The organism is Streptomyces sp. NBC_00829 (assembly GCF_045161795.1).
Lineage (GTDB): Bacteria > Actinomycetota > Actinomycetes > Streptomycetales > Streptomycetaceae > Streptomyces.
Map to the genome: position 1 here is coordinate 2,331,621 of NZ_CP108867.1, position 15,552 is coordinate 2,347,172.

Consider the following 15,552-nt stretch of genomic DNA (forward strand, 5'->3'; position numbering starts at 1 on the left):
CCCTGCGGGAAGGCCTCGCCGCGGTGCGTGCGGCGGGCAGGGCCGCGGTGTTCCGCCGAACACCGCGGCCATACCGGACTATTCGGGCTTCTTGCCCTCGGTCGGCTCGGCCTCGGTGGGCTCGGCCTCGTCGCCCGGCCGTGCATCCGCGTCGTCGGCGGGCTCGGAACCGGATTCGGCCTCGGAACCGTCCGCGTCGTCGGCCGGAGCCTCAACCTCCGCGGCCTCGGCCTCGACGGCCTCGGGCTCCGCCTCCGCGACCTCGGGCTCCGCCTTGATGAGGCTCGCCTCGGGCTCGTCCGCGTCGGCTTCCGCAGCCGCCTGAGCCACCTCGGCCTCGTCGGCCGACGCCTCCGCCGTCACAGGACCCGCGGCAGCCGCCGTCTCCGCCGTCTCCGCCGCCGTCGTCAGCTTCGCCGGCTCGACGACCTCGATCGCCTCCCGCGCCGACGCCGGCAGCACCGGGTCACCCGGGGCCATGTCCGGCGCGTTCTCCGGGTGGTGGCAGGCCACCTGGTGGCCCGTCTTCAGCGCCAGCAACGGCGGCTCCTGCGTCTTGCAGATCTCCGTCGCCTTCCAGCACCGGGTGTGGAACCGGCACCCGCTCGGCGGGGAGATCGGCGACGGCACGTCGCCCGTGAGCAGAATCCGGTCGCTCCTGCCGCCGCGCCGCCTCGGGTCCGGCACCGGCACCGCGGAGAGCAGCGCCTTCGTGTACGGGTGCATCGGCGACTCGTACAGCGACTTGCGGTCGGTCAGCTCGACGATCTTGCCGAGGTACATCACCGCGATACGGTCCGAGACGTGCCGGATGACCGACAGGTCGTGGGCGATGATCACGTAGGTGAGGCCCAGCTCGTCCTGGAGGTCGTCCAGCAGGTTCACCACCTGCGCCTGGATGGACACGTCCAGCGCCGAGACCGGCTCGTCCGCCACGACCAGCTTCGGCTTGAGGGCGAGCGCGCGCGCGATGCCGATGCGCTGGCGCTGACCGCCGGAGAACTCGTGCGGATAGCGGTTGTAGTGCTCGGGGTTGAGACCGACCAGGCCCAGCAGCCGCTGGACCTCCTTCTTGACTCCGCCCTCGGGAGTGATCCCCTGGAGCTTGAAGGGCGCGCTGACGATCGTGCCGACCGTATGGCGCGGGTTCAGCGAGCCATAGGGGTCCTGGAAGATCATCTGGACGTCCCGGCGCATCGGGCGCATACCCCCGACGCCGAGGTGCGTGATGTCCTTGCCCTCGAACTCGATCTTGCCGCCGGTCGGTTCGAGCAGCCGGGTGATGAGACGGCCCATCGTCGACTTGCCGCAGCCGGACTCGCCCACGACGCCCAGGGTCTCGCCGGGCAGTACGTCGAAGCTGATGTTGTCGACCGCCTGGACGGCGCCGGTCTGCCGGCGCAGCAGTCCGCTGGTGATCGGGAAGTGCTTGACCAGTCCGCTGACCCTGAGCAGGGGCTCGGGCGAGGATGTCGCCTGCTCCGGGATCGTGATCTCGGAATTCTTTGTCTCACTCACAGCTTCGGCGCAATCTCTTCGGTCCAGATCCGCGTGCGGTCCTCCTGCGACATGTGGCAGGCCGAGTGGTGCCGGCTGCCGACCTCCCGCAGATCGGGCCGCTCGGTGCGGGTGATCCCGCCCTTGGGCACATCGGCGTACGGGCACCTGGGGTGGAAGGCACAGCCGCTGGGGATGTTGATCAGGCTGGGCGGGGAGCCCTTGACCGGGATGAGGCGCTCGGTCTGGTCACGGTCGATGCGCGGCATCGAGCCGAGCAGACCCCAGGTGTAGGGGTGCTGCGGCTCGTAGAAGACCTTCTCGGCCGGCCCGCGCTCGACGCAACGCCCGCCGTACATCACCAGGATGTCGTCGGCCAGCTCGGCGACGACGCCCAGGTCGTGGGTGATGATGATGACCGCGGAGCCGAACTCCTTCTGCAGGTCCCGGATCAGGTCGAGGATCTGCGCCTGGACGGTGACGTCCAGCGCGGTGGTCGGCTCGTCCGCGATGAGCAGCTCGGGGTTGTTGACCAGCGCCATCGCGATCATCGCGCGCTGGCGCATACCGCCGGAGAACTCGTGCGGGTAGGCGTCCACGCGCTTGTGGGGCTCCGGGATGCCCACCCGGTCCAGCAGCTCGACGGCACGCTTGCGCGCGGTCTTCTTGTCGACCTTGTTGTGGACCTGGTAGGCCTCACTGATCTGCTTGCCGATGGTGTAGTACGGATGCATCGCCGACAGCGGATCCTGGAAGATCATCGCCATGTCGCGGCCACGCAGACGCCGCACCTCGTCGGGATCGGCAGTGAGCAGTTCCTTGCCGTTCAGCCAGATCTCCCCGGACAGGTGGGCCTTCTGCCGGCCGTACTGTCCGACGCGGTGCAGGCCCATGATGCCGAGCGAGGTCACCGACTTGCCGGAGCCGGACTCGCCCACGATGCCGAGGGTCTTGCCCTTCTCCAGCGTGAAGGAGAGGCCGTCGACCGACTTCACCAGACCGTCGTCGGTCGGGAAGTGGACCTGGAGGTCACGTACTTCGAGGAAGGCGCCGGAAGGGGCCGAGCCCGCGGAGACGGGCTCGCCCACGGCGCCGGTCTTCGTCAGTTCGGTCATGAGAGCCTCACTCGGGGGTCGATCACTGCGTACATGAGGTCCACGACAAGGTTCGCGAGGACCACGAAGAAGGCCGAGATCAGTGTGACGCCGAGGATCACCGGCAGGTCGTGGTTGTTGATCGCGGCCACCGCGTTGTAACCGAGGCCGTGCAGCGAGAACGTGCTCTCGGTGAGGACCGCGCCGCCGACCAGGGCTCCGAGGTCCAGGCCGAGCACCGTGAGGATCGGGGTCATGGTGGAGCGCATCGCATGCTTGCCGATGACCACGGGTTCGGTCAGGCCCTTGGCCCGGGCGGTGCGGATGTAGTCCTCGTTGAGGACCTCCAGCATGGTGGCCCGGGTGAGCCGCGCGTACATCGCCGCGTACAGGAAGGCCAGGGTGACCCACGGCAGGACCATGCCGTTGAACCAGCCCGCCGGGTCGTCACCGAACTGCGCGTCCGGCCGGTCGAACCAGCCGAGTTGGTCGGAGAAGACCGCCAGGGACAGGATGCCGGTGAAGTAGATCGGCAGCGAGACACCGCCGAGGGCGATGCCCATGGCCGAGCGGTCCAGCGGCGTACCGCGCTTGAGTGCGGAGACGATGCCGGTGGCGACTCCTCCGACGACCCAGAGCACGACGGCGCCGATGGCGAGCGAGAAGGTGACCGGCAGCCAGTCGAGAAGCAGCGGCCAGACCTCCTGCTCGGTCTTGAACGAGTACCCGAAGCAGGGCGCGGCGCAATGCGTCACGTCGGAACCGTTGGCGTACGTACGTCCGGCCACCAGCCCGACCACGAACTTGCCGAACTGGACCAGGATCGGGTCGTCCAGGCCCATCTTCTGCCGGATGCCCTCGATGGCGGCCGGGTCGGACTGCTTTCCGACGAAGTAGAGCGCCGGGTCCGTCCCGATCATCTTGGGGAACAGGAAGAAGATTCCGAAGGTCACCAGAGTGATGACCATCAGCATGACGATGACGGCGAAAATTCGCCGGATGAGATATGCAAGCACTGCGCTCGGCCCGACGGCGGCCCGGGGGCCCTCTCTTCTGGAGAGGGCCCCGGGCCACCGCTCGCGGCCATCACCTGCCCTTCGTGCCTAGCGGGTGTGGCACTGGAACGTGAACTGACTGGGTTTTACTTGACGACGCCGAGCGAGGCGTAGTCGTAGCGGCCGTTGTAGGCGTCCGCCAGGTACGCGTTGGTCACGCGGGTGCTGCGCCAGGTGATCGTCTTGTCGTAGACGAAGGGCAGGTAGACAGCGGCCTCGGAGACCTTCTGGTTCATCTGCTTGTAGACCTCGCCGGCCTTGGCCGGGTCGGTCTCGGCGATGGCCTGGTCGAAGAGCTTGTTGACCGCGGGGTCGTTCAGCTCCGAGAAGTTGTTGTTACCGCTCTGGAGGATGAACCGGCCGTCGACCAGCGGCTGCGAGAAGCCCTGGCCGGTCGGGAAGTCCGCGCCCCAGCCCATGATGATGATGCCGTAGCCCTTTTCCTTGACGACCTTCGGCGAACCGATGATGCCGGACGTCTGGGCGCCGTCGAACTGGTCGACCTGGGCGTCGATGCCGACCTGCTTCAGCGCGTTCTGCAGGGAGACGGCCGTGGCGACCTCGACGGGCTTGTTGTTGCGCACCGCGATGGTGGTCTTGAAGCCGGTCGGCTTGCCACAGGCCTTCAGCGCGGCCTTGGCCTTCTCGAGGTTCGGCTTGCCGTCGTTCTTGAGGACCTCGTACGGGTCGTACGAGGTGTCGGAGCCCTTGATGCCCGCGGGGAGCATGTTCGGGGCGATGTCGCCACCGGCCTGCGGGCCACCGCGCGCGGTCTGCAGCGACTTCTTGTCCGCGGCGTAGATGACGGCCTTGCGGCACTCGATGTTGTCGAACGGCGCAACCGTCTTCGGGAAGACCGCGTAGCGGATGAAGCCGGTCTGGCCGTTGTCCAGGTTGCCCTTGTGCTTGCGCAGGGCGGTGGTGCGGGCGGCCTGGCCGATGCCGGTCGCGTTGATGTCGATGTCGAAGTCGCCCTTGAGCAGGCGCTTGTCCATGTCATCGGCGTTGGTCATGAAGGTGACCGAGATCGTGTCCGGAAGCGCCTTGCGGATCGTGTCCGAGGACTGCTTCCAGTTCGCGTTGCGCGACAGCTTCATCGACTTGTTCGGCGCGTACGAGTCGATCTTGTACGGGCCGTTGGAGAAGGGCTTCAGGCCGTACTTGGCGGAGGTGTCCTTCTCCTTCTTGACCGGAGAGGCGGCCGGCATGGCGAGCATCTGCTCGAAGTCGCCGTTCGGCTGCGGGAGCTTGAAGATGATGGTCTTCGCGTCCGGCGTCTCGATGGCCTTCAGACCGAGCTTGTCGGCAGACGTGTCCTTGTACGGACCCTTGTACTCCTTCTTCGGGTCCAGGACCTGCATCAGGTAGACCGGGCCGCCGGAGATGACGTCCTGGGCCCAGGTGCGCTCGATGCCGTACTTGATGTCCTGCGCGGTGACGGGCGAGCCGTCCTCCCACGTGACATCGTTCTTGAGGGTGTACTTGTAGGTCTTGCCGCCGTCCGAGATCTCGGCCTTCGCGGTCGCGAGGTCCGGGACGAGCTCGGTGCTGGCCTGGCCCGGCTCCGGCTTGAAGCTGACGAGCTGGCGGGTGTAGTAGCGGGCGAAGTCCCACATGAAGCCGTAGTAGCCGCGCGCCGGGTCCCACGAGTCGGCGTCCTGGGTACCGACGAACTTGAGCTCGCCGCCCTTTTTGTCGGAGGCGTTGACGACCTTGCCGATGCCCGCGTTGAAACCGGGCGCGCCGCCCGCGCCGTCCTTCTTGTCGTCCTTGCCGCCACAGGCAGTGGCGGTAAGCATGGCCGCGAGCACGACAGCCGTGCCTGCGGCAAGCCTGCGCTTCGACGTGCGATGGGTTGTCACGATGCTCGCAACCTCCGTGTTAGTCACGGCCCTTGAGGGCCGCGGATTCTGGGCTTTCGCTCCTGACTGGCAGGGGCTGTGTGTCCTTGGGACTGGCGGGGTCTAGCGGGATCCCTTCGGATCCAGCGCGTCCCGTACTCCGTCACCGAAGAGGTTGAAGGCAAGCACGGTGATGAAGATCGCCAGACCCGGGATGATCATGAAGACCGGGTCGTCCTCGTAGGTGCGCACGGCCGTCTGGAGCATCTCGCCCCAGGACGGTGTGGGCGGCTTGACGCCAACTCCCAGGAAGCTCAGTGCGGCTTCGGTCAGGATGTTGGTGGGGATCATCAGCGTCGTGTAGACGGTGATCGGGGCCACGAGGTTGGGAAGCAGCTCGCGGAAGAGGATGTAGGCCCGGCCTGCTCCCAGGCTGCGCGCCGCCTCGACGTACTCGCGTTCACGCAGCGAGAGCGTCTGGCCGCGCACGATGCGGCCGATGTACGGCCAGCCGAAGAAGCCGATCACCAGCACCAGGACGGCGATGCGCAGCCCGGAGCCGGAGAAACCCAGGAGTTCGTTCGGGGTGACCGAGATCAGGGCGATGATGAAGAGCAGCTGCGGGAACGCGAGCAGCAGGTCCATCACCCGGCTGATCGCCGCGTCCACCCAGCCGCCGAAGTAACCCGCGATGACACCGAAGAGGGTGCCGAGCGAGACCGCGACGAAGGCGGAGAGGAAGGCGACCAGCAGCGAGATGCGGGCGCCGTAGACGACTCGGCTGAAGACGTCGCGGCCGTTGACCGGCTCGACTCCCAGCAGGAAGTCTGAGCTGATGCCGCCCCAGCTGCCGATCGGAGTGCCGAGGAGCGGATCGATCTGGTCCTCGTGCAGCTCCTCCGGCGGGTGGCCGAACGCGCTCACGATCAGCGGAGCGAGTATGGCGACCAGGACCAGCAGGAGCACCACGACGCCACCGGCCAGCGCGACCTTGTCGCGCTTGAGGCGAACCCAGGCGATCTTCCAGGGGGAGCGCCCCTCGATGGCCTTCTGCGGGACATCGGCGGCGACATCGACGGCCGCGGTCTCGGCCGCGCTCGTGTCGTGCAGTGGTGCCGTCATCGTGGTGGGGACCCCTCTCGGCCGGCGGTGACCGACCCATGCCCGCCGCTGTAGCGGCTTCGTTCACATCAGTGGTGCAAGTTGTGTGCGTGGTGCGAGGAATGCTTGAACAAGCAGGTCGTACACAGGACCGACTGCCCTTGTGGCGGGAGTCTTCAACGCTGCTGCGATCACCCGCCAGACCCCCCGGGGAATGTTTGCTCAAACGTGATGAGGGGAGGGGGTTTCCGTTATACGGACGAGGCCGCCGTTTGAGCGGATCGCCATCTGGCGCTCGTAGCCTGAAAGTTGAGCAAGGCGCACATTACGGACAAGTCGATCACAATCAGCGGACCGTACACCACAAGGCCGTGGCCGCCACCTTCTCATCCGCCCGGCGTCGACGCGAAGGCCACTTGTGAAGACGGGACGAAACATCCCTGACCTATGGAAACTCCTACTGTCCCCGGGACCGGTGAGTGTCCTTCACCGACCGTGCCGCGGGTGAAGGACACTCACCGGCCGTGCTGCGGCGGATAGCCGTACCCGCCTCCGGCCGGTGCGGCGCCGTGCGCGTCGCGGTCGTAGAAGGGCCGGGCGTTGGCCCGCAGCCACATCGTCACCGGGTCGTACTCGTCGGACATGGCGACGGTGGAGACCGGCAGCCCGTCCGGGACCGCGGTGATCGACTGCTGCATCATGGCGCGCACGGTGTCCACGGACTGCCGGCTCGTGTCGTACAGATCGAGCCCGATGGCAAGATACGGAGCGCCGAGCGCGGGCTGCACCCAGGCTCGGCGCAGCGCACGGACCGCGGGCGTGCGGTGGGCGTTCTGCGAGAGCAGGGCGTAGAAGTGCGGAATCTCGATGGCCGGTTCCGATAGCCGCAGAGGCCCGGCGGGCATCCGGTCGAGTCCGGTGGCAATGCGGCGCAGATCGAGCCAGGGGATGCCGACGCCGCCGCCGGGCGCGTGCGGGTTGAGCCAGATCCCCCAGCGCTCGGGGTACAGCGCGCGGGCGATGTCCGGGCCGCCGACCACCTCGTGCGCGCGGTTCCAGCCGGAGACGGCCAGCTCCTGGGCAGAGGTGACGCACGGGGCGTAGCCGACGCCGTCGACCTCCATGTTCCCGTACTGGGCGTCGGGCGAGCCGGCCTGGCCGTGCCAGAGCAGCATCCACAGCCGGCCGCCGCCGGCCGGGTCGGCGAGCGCGTGCAGCAGTGCCTCGTACGCGTCGTAGCGCCCGGGAGTCACCTGGCGCAGCATGTGCTCGACCTGCCCGGCCGCCGCGGTGCCTGACGCGCTCACCCTGGGTTCCGCCCCTCTTCGATCCACCCGGCACACGAGTGCGGCGGGTCCGGCATGGAACAGCTTAATCGGGAGTCCCGTCACCGACTTGACGACTACACGTGCTCTCGTTGATAGAAGGGCCGCACCCGCTCCAGCATCCAGCCGCCGACCGGGTCCTGTGTGGCGTCCAGCAGAACGAGACTGACCGGCCAGCCCACCTGGACCCGGCTCAGCGCCCGGCCGAGCGCATCCATCGGGGCATTGCGATCGGGGGCCTCCCAGGAGGACACCTGGACGCCGATGAAGAGTGCCGGCGGCTCGCCCTCGACGGAGGCCAGGGCCCTGCGGGCGGTGACGACGACACCGGAGGCCTCGAACTCTCCGGCGGCGGCGGCCAGGAAGTCCACCGGCTCCTCCTGCCAGTCGGGCTCGAAGAGCCGCACCCGGCCGCCGGACGCGGGCCCGTCCAGAGGCGTACGGCCCACCCTGCACAGCTCGGCGACAGCCAGCGGCGGCAGCGGGGCGCCGACGGCGCCGCCGGGGTTGACGGCGATGCCGAGCTGCGGCGGCAGTCCGCGGGCGAACTCACGTGCGGGGGCGACGGTGAAGGGCATATGGCTGCCCACGCAGACCATGAACTGCTGCTCGGAGCTGAAGACCGGGACGTACACGGCTCCCTCGATCTCCATGGTCGGGAGATCGAGGTTCGCACTGTCCGGGCCGCCGCCGTTCGGCAGTGGCACCCAGAGGTGGCTGCGGCCCAGCACCTCGATGAGACGGCCTCCGGCGGCGGGGTTGCCCAGGGACGCGGCGAGCACCTCTTCGAGCTCGTTCGCCGGCCAGCCGCCGTGCGGATGCGGATGCGCCTGCTCCGGAATGTCCATGTCCGTCCTTCTTCCCCGGCTTCGTTCAGTGTCGCGCACCGACCATAGCGCCGGGGCCCGGGGACACGGCCACGGGCCCGACCGGGAGCCGGGGAGACCAGGACGGCCCGAAGGCCGGGCAGGCAAGGAGGTCGGGAACGCGGGAAGCCGGGAAGCCGGGAAGGGCGAGGAGGTCGGGAACGCGGGTCGAGGAGAGGTGCAGGGGGCCTGGGAGGCCGGGGAGGCGGACGGCCGGAAGCCCCGGGGTGTGCCGCGGCCGGGGACCGCTCTAACGCTGTTCGAAGCCGACCCGCCCCAGCGCCCCCGCCGCGTCCCGGTCCAGCAATACCGCCGACGCGCAGCCCGCGGGCAGCCGCCCCGCCTCCGCGTCGCCGAGCAGCCGCCCCACCGCGCGCCGGTGCCGGGCGAAGGCGTAGCCGGAGACTCCCCGGCCTCGCTCGCGCTGGCCCGCCCGGGCCACGTCGGGCGTGACATCGAGAAGGACCAGATGCAGACCGCTGCCGCGTCGGCGGGCCTCGCGCGCCAGCCAGCGCCGCACCCACGCCTGGGTGCCGCAGTCGTGCACGACGACGCTCTCGCCGGAGCGCAGGGCCCGCCGCAGCCCGGCGTAGTGCGCGAGCCGCACGAGCGGGCGGTAGACGGCATACGGCAGCAGCCGCGGCATCCGCGCGTCCCAGCGGTCCCGGGTGTCCTGCGAGTCGATCCCGAGGCCGCCCGCCGCGCGCCTGATCAGGGTCGACTTTCCGCTGCCGGGCAGGCCGGAGACGACCACCACGTCTCCGGCGGCGAAGACCAGGCTGCGCGGGCTGCGCCCGGAGCGGTCCCGCAGATCACGCAGTACGGGGACGGATGCCCCGCGCGCCTTCCTGGCAGGCGTGTCCGGCCGGACGGGCACCCCCGCGGTTGTCGCGTAGGCCTCGGACCGCTGCAACGTCATCACCCCTCCCCCATGTACGGGTCGTCCCACACCCTTGCCCACGAAGTGTAAAGAAACGGTAATGCGGTACAACCGTTTTCGACGGAGGCCGAAGACACCACTTCTCCGCGATGCATGCAATGATGTGCCCGCCAACTGCATACCGGCCGCTTGAATCCACGCGGGAGAGTCCTGGCCACTGTGTGCGCCGGGCGCCGAAGGAGCAAGTCCCTCCCTTGAATCTCTCAGGCCCCGTACCGCGTGTGATGAGGCAGATCTGAAAAGCGAGCCGCCATCGAGTGGCTCCACCCAAGGTGCAAGTCACGACCACCGATACGAGCGGTCGCGACGAACCTCTCAGGTTCCGATGACAGATGGGGAGGATTGTCCTCGCCGGCCATGCCCTGGGAGCCACATCTATGAGCAACGCCCCCCGTCTCACCGCCCTCGATGCCGTGCATCGTTCGCTGGGCGCCACCATGACCGACTTCGCGGGCTGGGACATGCCCCTGCGGTACGGCAGTGAGCGCGACGAACACAACGCCGTCCGCACCAAGGCCGGACTCTTCGACCTCTCCCACATGGGCGAGATCACCGTCACGGGCCCGGAGGCCGTCAAGGCTCTGGACCACGCGCTGGTCGGCAACATCTCGACCGTCGGAGTCGGCCGCGCCCGCTACACGCACATCTGCCGGCAGGACGGCGGGATCGTCGACGACCTGATCGTCTACCGCCTGGGCGAGACCGAGTACATGGTCGTCGCGAACGCCTCCAACGCGCAGGTCGTCCTCGACGCGCTGACCGAGCGCGCCGCCGGCTTCGACACCGAGGTCCGCGACGACCGGGACGCGTACGCCCTCCTCGCCGTGCAGGGCCCCGAATCCCCGGGCATCCTCGCGTCCCTCACCGACGCCGATCTGGACGGGCTGAAGTACTACGCCGGCCTGCCCGGCACCGTCGCGGGCGTGCCCGCGCTGATCGCGCGCACCGGCTACACCGGCGAGGACGGCTTCGAGCTGTTCGTCTCGCCCGAGCACGCCGTTCAGCTGTGGCAGGCGCTGACCAAGGCAGGCGAGAGTGCCGGTCTGGTCCCGGCCGGCCTGTCCTGCCGCGACACCCTGCGCCTGGAAGCCGGCATGCCGCTGTACGGGCATGAGCTGACCACCTCGCTCACCCCGTTCGACGCGGGCCTGGGCCGGGTCGTGAAGTTCGAGAAGGAGGGCGACTTCGTCGGCCGCGCCGCCCTGGAGGCAGCCGCCGAGCGCGCCGCCACCAACCCGCCGCGCAAGCTCGTCGGCCTGATCGCCGAGGGCCGCAGGGTCCCGCGCGCCGGTTTCCCGGTCGTCGCGGGCGGCCAGGTCATCGGCGAGGTCACCTCGGGCGCCCCGTCTCCGACGCTGGGCAGGCCGATCGCGATGGCGTACGTGGACGCCTCGCACGCCGCCCCGGGCAGCGAGGGCGTCGGCGTCGACATCCGCGGTACGCATGAGGCGTACGAGGTCGTCGCGCTGCCGTTCTACAAGCGCCAGAAGTGATCATCAGCACCACCCCTCCCGTTTATCAGCACTCCCCCGCATCCAGGAGAATCAGGTCATGAGCAACCCCCAGCAGCTGCGTTACAGCAAGGAGCACGAGTGGGTGTCGGACGTCGCCGACGGCGTCGCGACGGTCGGCATCACGGAGTTCGCGGCCAACGCGCTCGGTGACGTCGTCTACGCCCAGCTGCCCGAGGTGGGCGACACGGTGACCGCGGGCGAGACCTGCGGCGAGCTGGAGTCGACCAAGTCGGTCAGCGACCTTTACGCCCCGGTCAGCGGTGAGGTGGTCGCGGCCAACCAGGACGTCGTGGACGACCCGTCCCTGGTGAACTCCGCCCCCTTCGAGGGTGGCTGGCTCTTCAAGGTGCGTATCGCGGAGGAGCCGGGCGACCTGCTCTCCGCCCAGGAGTACGCCCAGCTCACCCTCTCCGGCAACTGACCCCAGGGGATCGAAGATGTCTGTTCTGAACACTCCTCTCCATGAGCTCGACCCCGACGTCGCCGCCGCCGTCGACGCCGAGCTCGTACGCCAGCAGTCGACCCTGGAAATGATCGCGTCGGAGAACTTCGCCCCGGTCGCCGTCATGGAGGCCCAGGGCTCGGTCCTGACCAACAAGTACGCCGAGGGCTACCCGGGCCGCCGCTACTACGGCGGCTGCGAGCACGTCGATGTCGTCGAGCAGATCGCCATCGACCGCATCAAGGCACTCTTCGGCGCCGAGCACGCCAATGTGCAGCCGCACTCCGGCGCGCAGGCGAACGCGGCCGCGATGTTCGCGCTGCTGAAGCCGGGCGACACGATCATGGGCCTGAACCTCGCCCACGGCGGTCATCTGACCCACGGCATGAAGATCAACTTCTCCGGCAAGCTGTACAACGTGGTCGCGTACCACGTCGACAGCGAGAGTGGCCAGGTCGACATGGCCGAGGTCGAGCGCCTCGCCAAGGAGTCCCGCCCGAAGCTGATCGTCGCCGGCTGGTCCGCATACCCGCGCCAGCTGGACTTCGCCGCGTTCCGCCGGATCGCGGACGAGGTCGGCGCGTACCTGATGGTCGACATGGCCCACTTCGCGGGTCTGGTCGCCGCCGGGCTGCACCCCAACCCGGTGCCGCACGCCCATGTCGTCACCACCACCACGCACAAGACCCTCGGCGGTCCGCGCGGCGGTGTGATCCTGTCGACGCAGGAGCTGGCCAAGAAGATCAATTCCGCGGTCTTCCCCGGTCAGCAGGGCGGTCCGCTGGAGCACGTCATCGCGGCGAAGGCGGTCTCCTTCAAGGTCGCGGCCACCGAGGACTTCAAGGAGCGCCAGCAGCGCACGCTGGACGGCGCCCGCATCCTCGCCGAGCGTCTCGTCGCGGCCGATGTCGCCGAGCACGGTGTCTCGGTCCTGTCGGGCGGCACGGACGTGCACCTGGTCCTGGTCGACCTGCGCAACTCCCAGCTGGACGGCCAGCAGGCCGAGGACCGGCTCCACGAGGTGGGCATCACGGTCAACCGCAACGCCATCCCGAACGACCCGCGGCCGCCGATGGTCACCTCGGGCCTGCGGATCGGGACCCCGGCGCTGGCCACCCGCGGCTTCCAGGAGGAGGACTTCCGGGAGGTCGCCGACATCATCGCCGAGGCGCTGAAGCCGGCATACGACACCGAGGCGCTGAGCGCCCGGGTGTCCGCGCTGGCCGCGAAGCACCCCCTGTACCCCGGCCTGAAGTAGTTTCGTACGCTTTCGTTCGTACGAACCTTCGGGGCACCGCGCACACTGGAGTGTGGGCGCGGTGCCCCGCCCCGTGTTCCAGCGCTCTCTGCACCACCCCGGCAGACAACGGCGTCTACCAACCTCTCTAGGAGTTCCCCGTGGCCATCTCGGTCTTCGACCTGTTCTCGATCGGCATCGGCCCGTCCAGCTCCCATACGGTCGGCCCGATGCGCGCGGCGCGTATGTTCGCGCGGCGCCTCAAGAACGAGGGCCACCTCGCCCGCACGACGGCGATACGCGCGGAACTCTTCGGCTCCCTGGGTGCGACGGGCCACGGCCACGGCACCCCCAAGGCCGTCCTGCTCGGTCTGGAGGGCAACTCGCCCCGCACCGTCGACGTCGAGACCGCGGACGCGCAGGTCGAGCGCATCCGCACCGGCCGGCGGATCAATCTGCTCGGCATGCGGGAGATCGACTTCGACTTCGACAAGGACCTGGTCCTGCACCGCCGCAAGTCGCTGCCGTACCACGCCAACGGCATGACGATCTTCGCGTACGACGCCGAGGGGGGCCTCGTCCTGGAGAAGACGTACTACTCCGTGGGCGGCGGTTTCGTGGTCGACGAGGAAGCGGTCGGCGAGGACCGGATCAAGCTCGACGACACCGTGCTCAAGTACCCCTTCCGCACCGGCGACGAACTGCTGCGGCTGGCCGACGAGACGGGTCTGTCCATCTCCGCCCTGATGCTGGAGAACGAGACGGCCTGGCGCTCCGAGGAGGAGATCCGCGAGGGCCTGCTGGAGATCTGGCGGGTCATGCAGGCCTGTGTCTCGCGCGGCATGTCCCGCGAGGGCATCCTGCCCGGCGGCCTCAAGGTCCGCCGGCGCGCGGCCAACTCCGCCCGCCAGCTGCGCGCGGAGGGCGACCCGCTGGCACACGCGATGGAGTGGATCACCCTCTACGCGATGGCCGTGAACGAGGAGAACGCCGCGGGCGGCCGGGTCGTCACCGCGCCCACCAACGGCGCCGCGGGCATCATCCCGGCCGTGCTGCACTACTACATGAACTTCGTGCCCGGCGCCGACGAGGAGGGCGTGGTCCGCTTCCTGCTCTCCGCGGGCGCGATCGGCATGCTCTTCAAGGAGAACGCCTCGATCTCGGGTGCCGAGGTCGGCTGCCAGGGCGAGGTCGGCTCCGCCTGCTCGATGGCGGCGGGCGCGCTCGCCGAGGTGCTGGGCGGCACGCCCGAACAGGTCGAGAACGCCGCCGAGATCGGCATGGAGCACAACCTCGGCCTGACCTGCGACCCGGTCGGCGGCCTGGTCCAGATCCCGTGCATCGAGCGCAACGGCATGGCCGCGGTGAAGGCCGTGACGGCGGCCCGGATGGCGATGCGCGGCGACGGCAGCCACAAGGTCTCCCTCGACAAGGTCATCAAGACGATGAAGGAGACGGGCGCGGACATGTCCGTGAAGTACAAGGAGACCGCCCGCGGCGGCCTCGCGGTGAACATCATCGAGTGCTGAGCAGCGGCCCGCCCCCGGGCCGACGCACGCGACCAAGCCCTCGGAGAGTCAAGAGAGTTGACGGAACTTCACTCGCACGAGGGAGTTTTGGGAGCTCCGAACGTTTTTTCTCCCCCCGTTCCCCGAACCCCCGCACTAATCTCACAGCCTGTTCACCCAGGCCCTCGGTGGCCGGACCGGCTCGCCGCACCAAGGAGAAAGCCATGACCGAGGGGCTGACGTCCACGTCCTCCGACTTACGCGCGCCGCTCCCCGGACCGTACGGGCGGGTCTACCGCCGCCGGGACCGGACCGTCGTCGAGCTGCGCGGCGAGATCGACATCGCCGCGGTCACTCTCATCGGGGCGTACGTGGACGTGGTGACGGCCATCCGCGATCACGAGGTGGTGGCCGATCTGACGCATGTGGCGTTCTTCGACTGCTCCGGCCTCACCCTGCTGTGCCGGGCCCAGCGGCGCACCGCCGAGAACGGCGGGCGGCTGTGGGTCGTGTGCGACCGGCCCGCGATCCTGCGCGTGTTCCGGGCGGGCGGAATGCGCGACGCGTTCCGTATGCTGCCGACGCTGGAGGCGGCTCTCACAGCCGGGGCCTGAGCCGGGACGGAAACGCGGACGCGAGGCCGCGGCGGTGAGCAGTGCGGGGCGGGCCCCCGGCCAGGCCGGGAGCCTCCCCCAGGGTCAACCGGCCTGGGGGCGCCCGCAGGAGCGTCAGGCCTTGTTCAGCGAGGCCCAGAACTCCTCGAAGGTCAGCCGACCGTCGCCGTCCGTGTCCTTCGCCTTGATCACTGCCTCGGCGACCGCTTCGGTGACATGGAAGTCGCCCAGCTGCGCCATCACGCTCTTGTACTCCGTCGCCGTGATCTGGCCGTCGCCGTCAAGGTCGTACCGATCGAACGCCTTGCGCGCCTCTTCGATGTCCGCCACTGCTTCCGCCCCTTTTCCTGGTGCAGTCCTTCTTGGTGCCGTACCTGGTGGTGCACCACTGACGGAGGTCAGATTAACTTCCTTCTCGGTCCCTCAGGGCAGCGGCCGCCCGGTGGGGGCGCACACACAGGAGACGGGCACGATGAGTCGAGGCACGTGCGGACATCCTGGCCGCCGACCCCGCCCTT

14 protein-coding genes and 1 riboswitch are annotated in these 15,552 nt (G+C 69.0%); of the genes, 5 read left to right on the plus strand and 9 right to left on the minus strand.

Annotated features, from left to right (window positions below):
• Window positions 1-78: 78 nt before the first annotated feature.
• The 8 genes from OG293_RS09580 to OG293_RS09615 all read right to left on the minus strand — a co-directional run bounded on the left by OG293_RS09580 (window position 79) and on the right by OG293_RS09615 (window position 9,698).
• Window positions 79-1,518, minus strand: coding sequence for an ABC transporter ATP-binding protein (locus OG293_RS09580; RefSeq protein ID WP_405998341.1), 1,440 nt, complete (start codon window positions 1,516-1,518; stop codon window positions 79-81).
• Window positions 1,515-2,612, minus strand: coding sequence for an ABC transporter ATP-binding protein (locus OG293_RS09585; RefSeq protein WP_405998342.1), 1,098 nt, complete (start codon window positions 2,610-2,612; stop codon window positions 1,515-1,517). Before OG293_RS09585 ends, OG293_RS09580 begins: the two co-directional genes overlap by 4 nt.
• The gene (locus OG293_RS09590) at window positions 2,609-3,607 is read right to left on the minus strand and encodes an ABC transporter permease (RefSeq protein WP_405998343.1); all 999 of its coding nucleotides are present in this window, start codon (window positions 3,605-3,607) and stop codon (window positions 2,609-2,611) included. The genes OG293_RS09585 and OG293_RS09590 overlap by 4 nt, the downstream gene beginning before the upstream one ends.
• Window positions 3,608-3,732: 125 nt before the next feature.
• Window positions 3,733-5,508 carry an ABC transporter substrate-binding protein gene (locus OG293_RS09595; RefSeq protein ID WP_405998344.1) on the minus strand — a complete coding sequence of 592 codons (1,776 nt, stop codon included), beginning with the start codon at window positions 5,506-5,508 and terminating at the stop codon, window positions 3,733-3,735.
• Window positions 5,509-5,610: 102 nt separating this feature from the next.
• Complete coding sequence (locus tag OG293_RS09600; protein ID WP_405998345.1) at window positions 5,611-6,609, minus strand: ABC transporter permease; 999 nt, start codon at window positions 6,607-6,609, stop codon at window positions 5,611-5,613.
• 494 nt (window positions 6,610-7,103) lie between these two features.
• The gene (locus tag OG293_RS09605) at window positions 7,104-7,895 is read right to left on the minus strand and encodes an enhanced serine sensitivity protein SseB C-terminal domain-containing protein (RefSeq protein ID WP_405998346.1); all 792 of its coding nucleotides are present in this window, start codon (window positions 7,893-7,895) and stop codon (window positions 7,104-7,106) included.
• Between the two features lie 95 nt (window positions 7,896-7,990).
• On the minus strand, window positions 7,991-8,761 hold the full coding sequence (locus OG293_RS09610; protein ID WP_405998347.1) for an enhanced serine sensitivity protein SseB: 771 nt from the start codon (window positions 8,759-8,761) through the stop codon (window positions 7,991-7,993).
• Between the two features lie 268 nt (window positions 8,762-9,029).
• Window positions 9,030-9,698, minus strand: a complete 669-nt coding sequence (locus OG293_RS09615) for an AAA family ATPase (protein WP_405998348.1) — start codon at window positions 9,696-9,698, stop codon at window positions 9,030-9,032.
• Window positions 9,699-9,849: 151 nt separating this feature from the next.
• Window positions 9,850-9,947: riboswitch (glycine riboswitch) on the plus strand.
• Between the two features lie 149 nt (window positions 9,948-10,096).
• Here OG293_RS09615 and gcvT point away from each other — a divergent pair.
• The 5 genes from gcvT (at window position 10,097) to OG293_RS09640 (ending at window position 15,034) form a co-directional block, all read left to right on the plus strand.
• Window positions 10,097-11,212, plus strand: a complete 1,116-nt coding sequence (gene gcvT / locus OG293_RS09620) for a glycine cleavage system aminomethyltransferase GcvT (RefSeq protein ID WP_405998349.1) — start codon at window positions 10,097-10,099, stop codon at window positions 11,210-11,212.
• A 58-nt stretch (window positions 11,213-11,270) separates the two neighbouring features.
• The gene (gcvH, locus tag OG293_RS09625) at window positions 11,271-11,654 is read left to right on the plus strand and encodes a glycine cleavage system protein GcvH (RefSeq protein WP_405998350.1); all 384 of its coding nucleotides are present in this window, start codon (window positions 11,271-11,273) and stop codon (window positions 11,652-11,654) included.
• Between the two features lie 16 nt (window positions 11,655-11,670).
• On the plus strand, window positions 11,671-12,933 hold the full coding sequence (gene glyA / locus OG293_RS09630) for a serine hydroxymethyltransferase (protein ID WP_405998351.1): 1,263 nt from the start codon (window positions 11,671-11,673) through the stop codon (window positions 12,931-12,933).
• A gap of 140 nt (window positions 12,934-13,073) precedes the next feature.
• Window positions 13,074-14,441: an L-serine ammonia-lyase gene (locus tag OG293_RS09635; protein WP_405998352.1), complete on the plus strand. Its 1,368-nt coding sequence runs from the start codon at window positions 13,074-13,076 to the stop codon at window positions 14,439-14,441.
• 203 nt (window positions 14,442-14,644) lie between these two features.
• Window positions 14,645-15,034 carry an STAS domain-containing protein gene (locus OG293_RS09640; protein WP_405998353.1) on the plus strand — a complete coding sequence of 130 codons (390 nt, stop codon included), beginning with the start codon at window positions 14,645-14,647 and terminating at the stop codon, window positions 15,032-15,034.
• A gap of 114 nt (window positions 15,035-15,148) precedes the next feature.
• Here the strand turns inward: OG293_RS09640 and OG293_RS09645 are convergent, their stop codons facing one another.
• A complete protein-coding gene (locus OG293_RS09645) occupies window positions 15,149-15,364 on the minus strand; it encodes an EF-hand domain-containing protein (RefSeq protein ID WP_405998354.1) in 216 nt (71 codons plus the stop codon).
• Window positions 15,365-15,552: the final 188 nt, after the last annotated feature.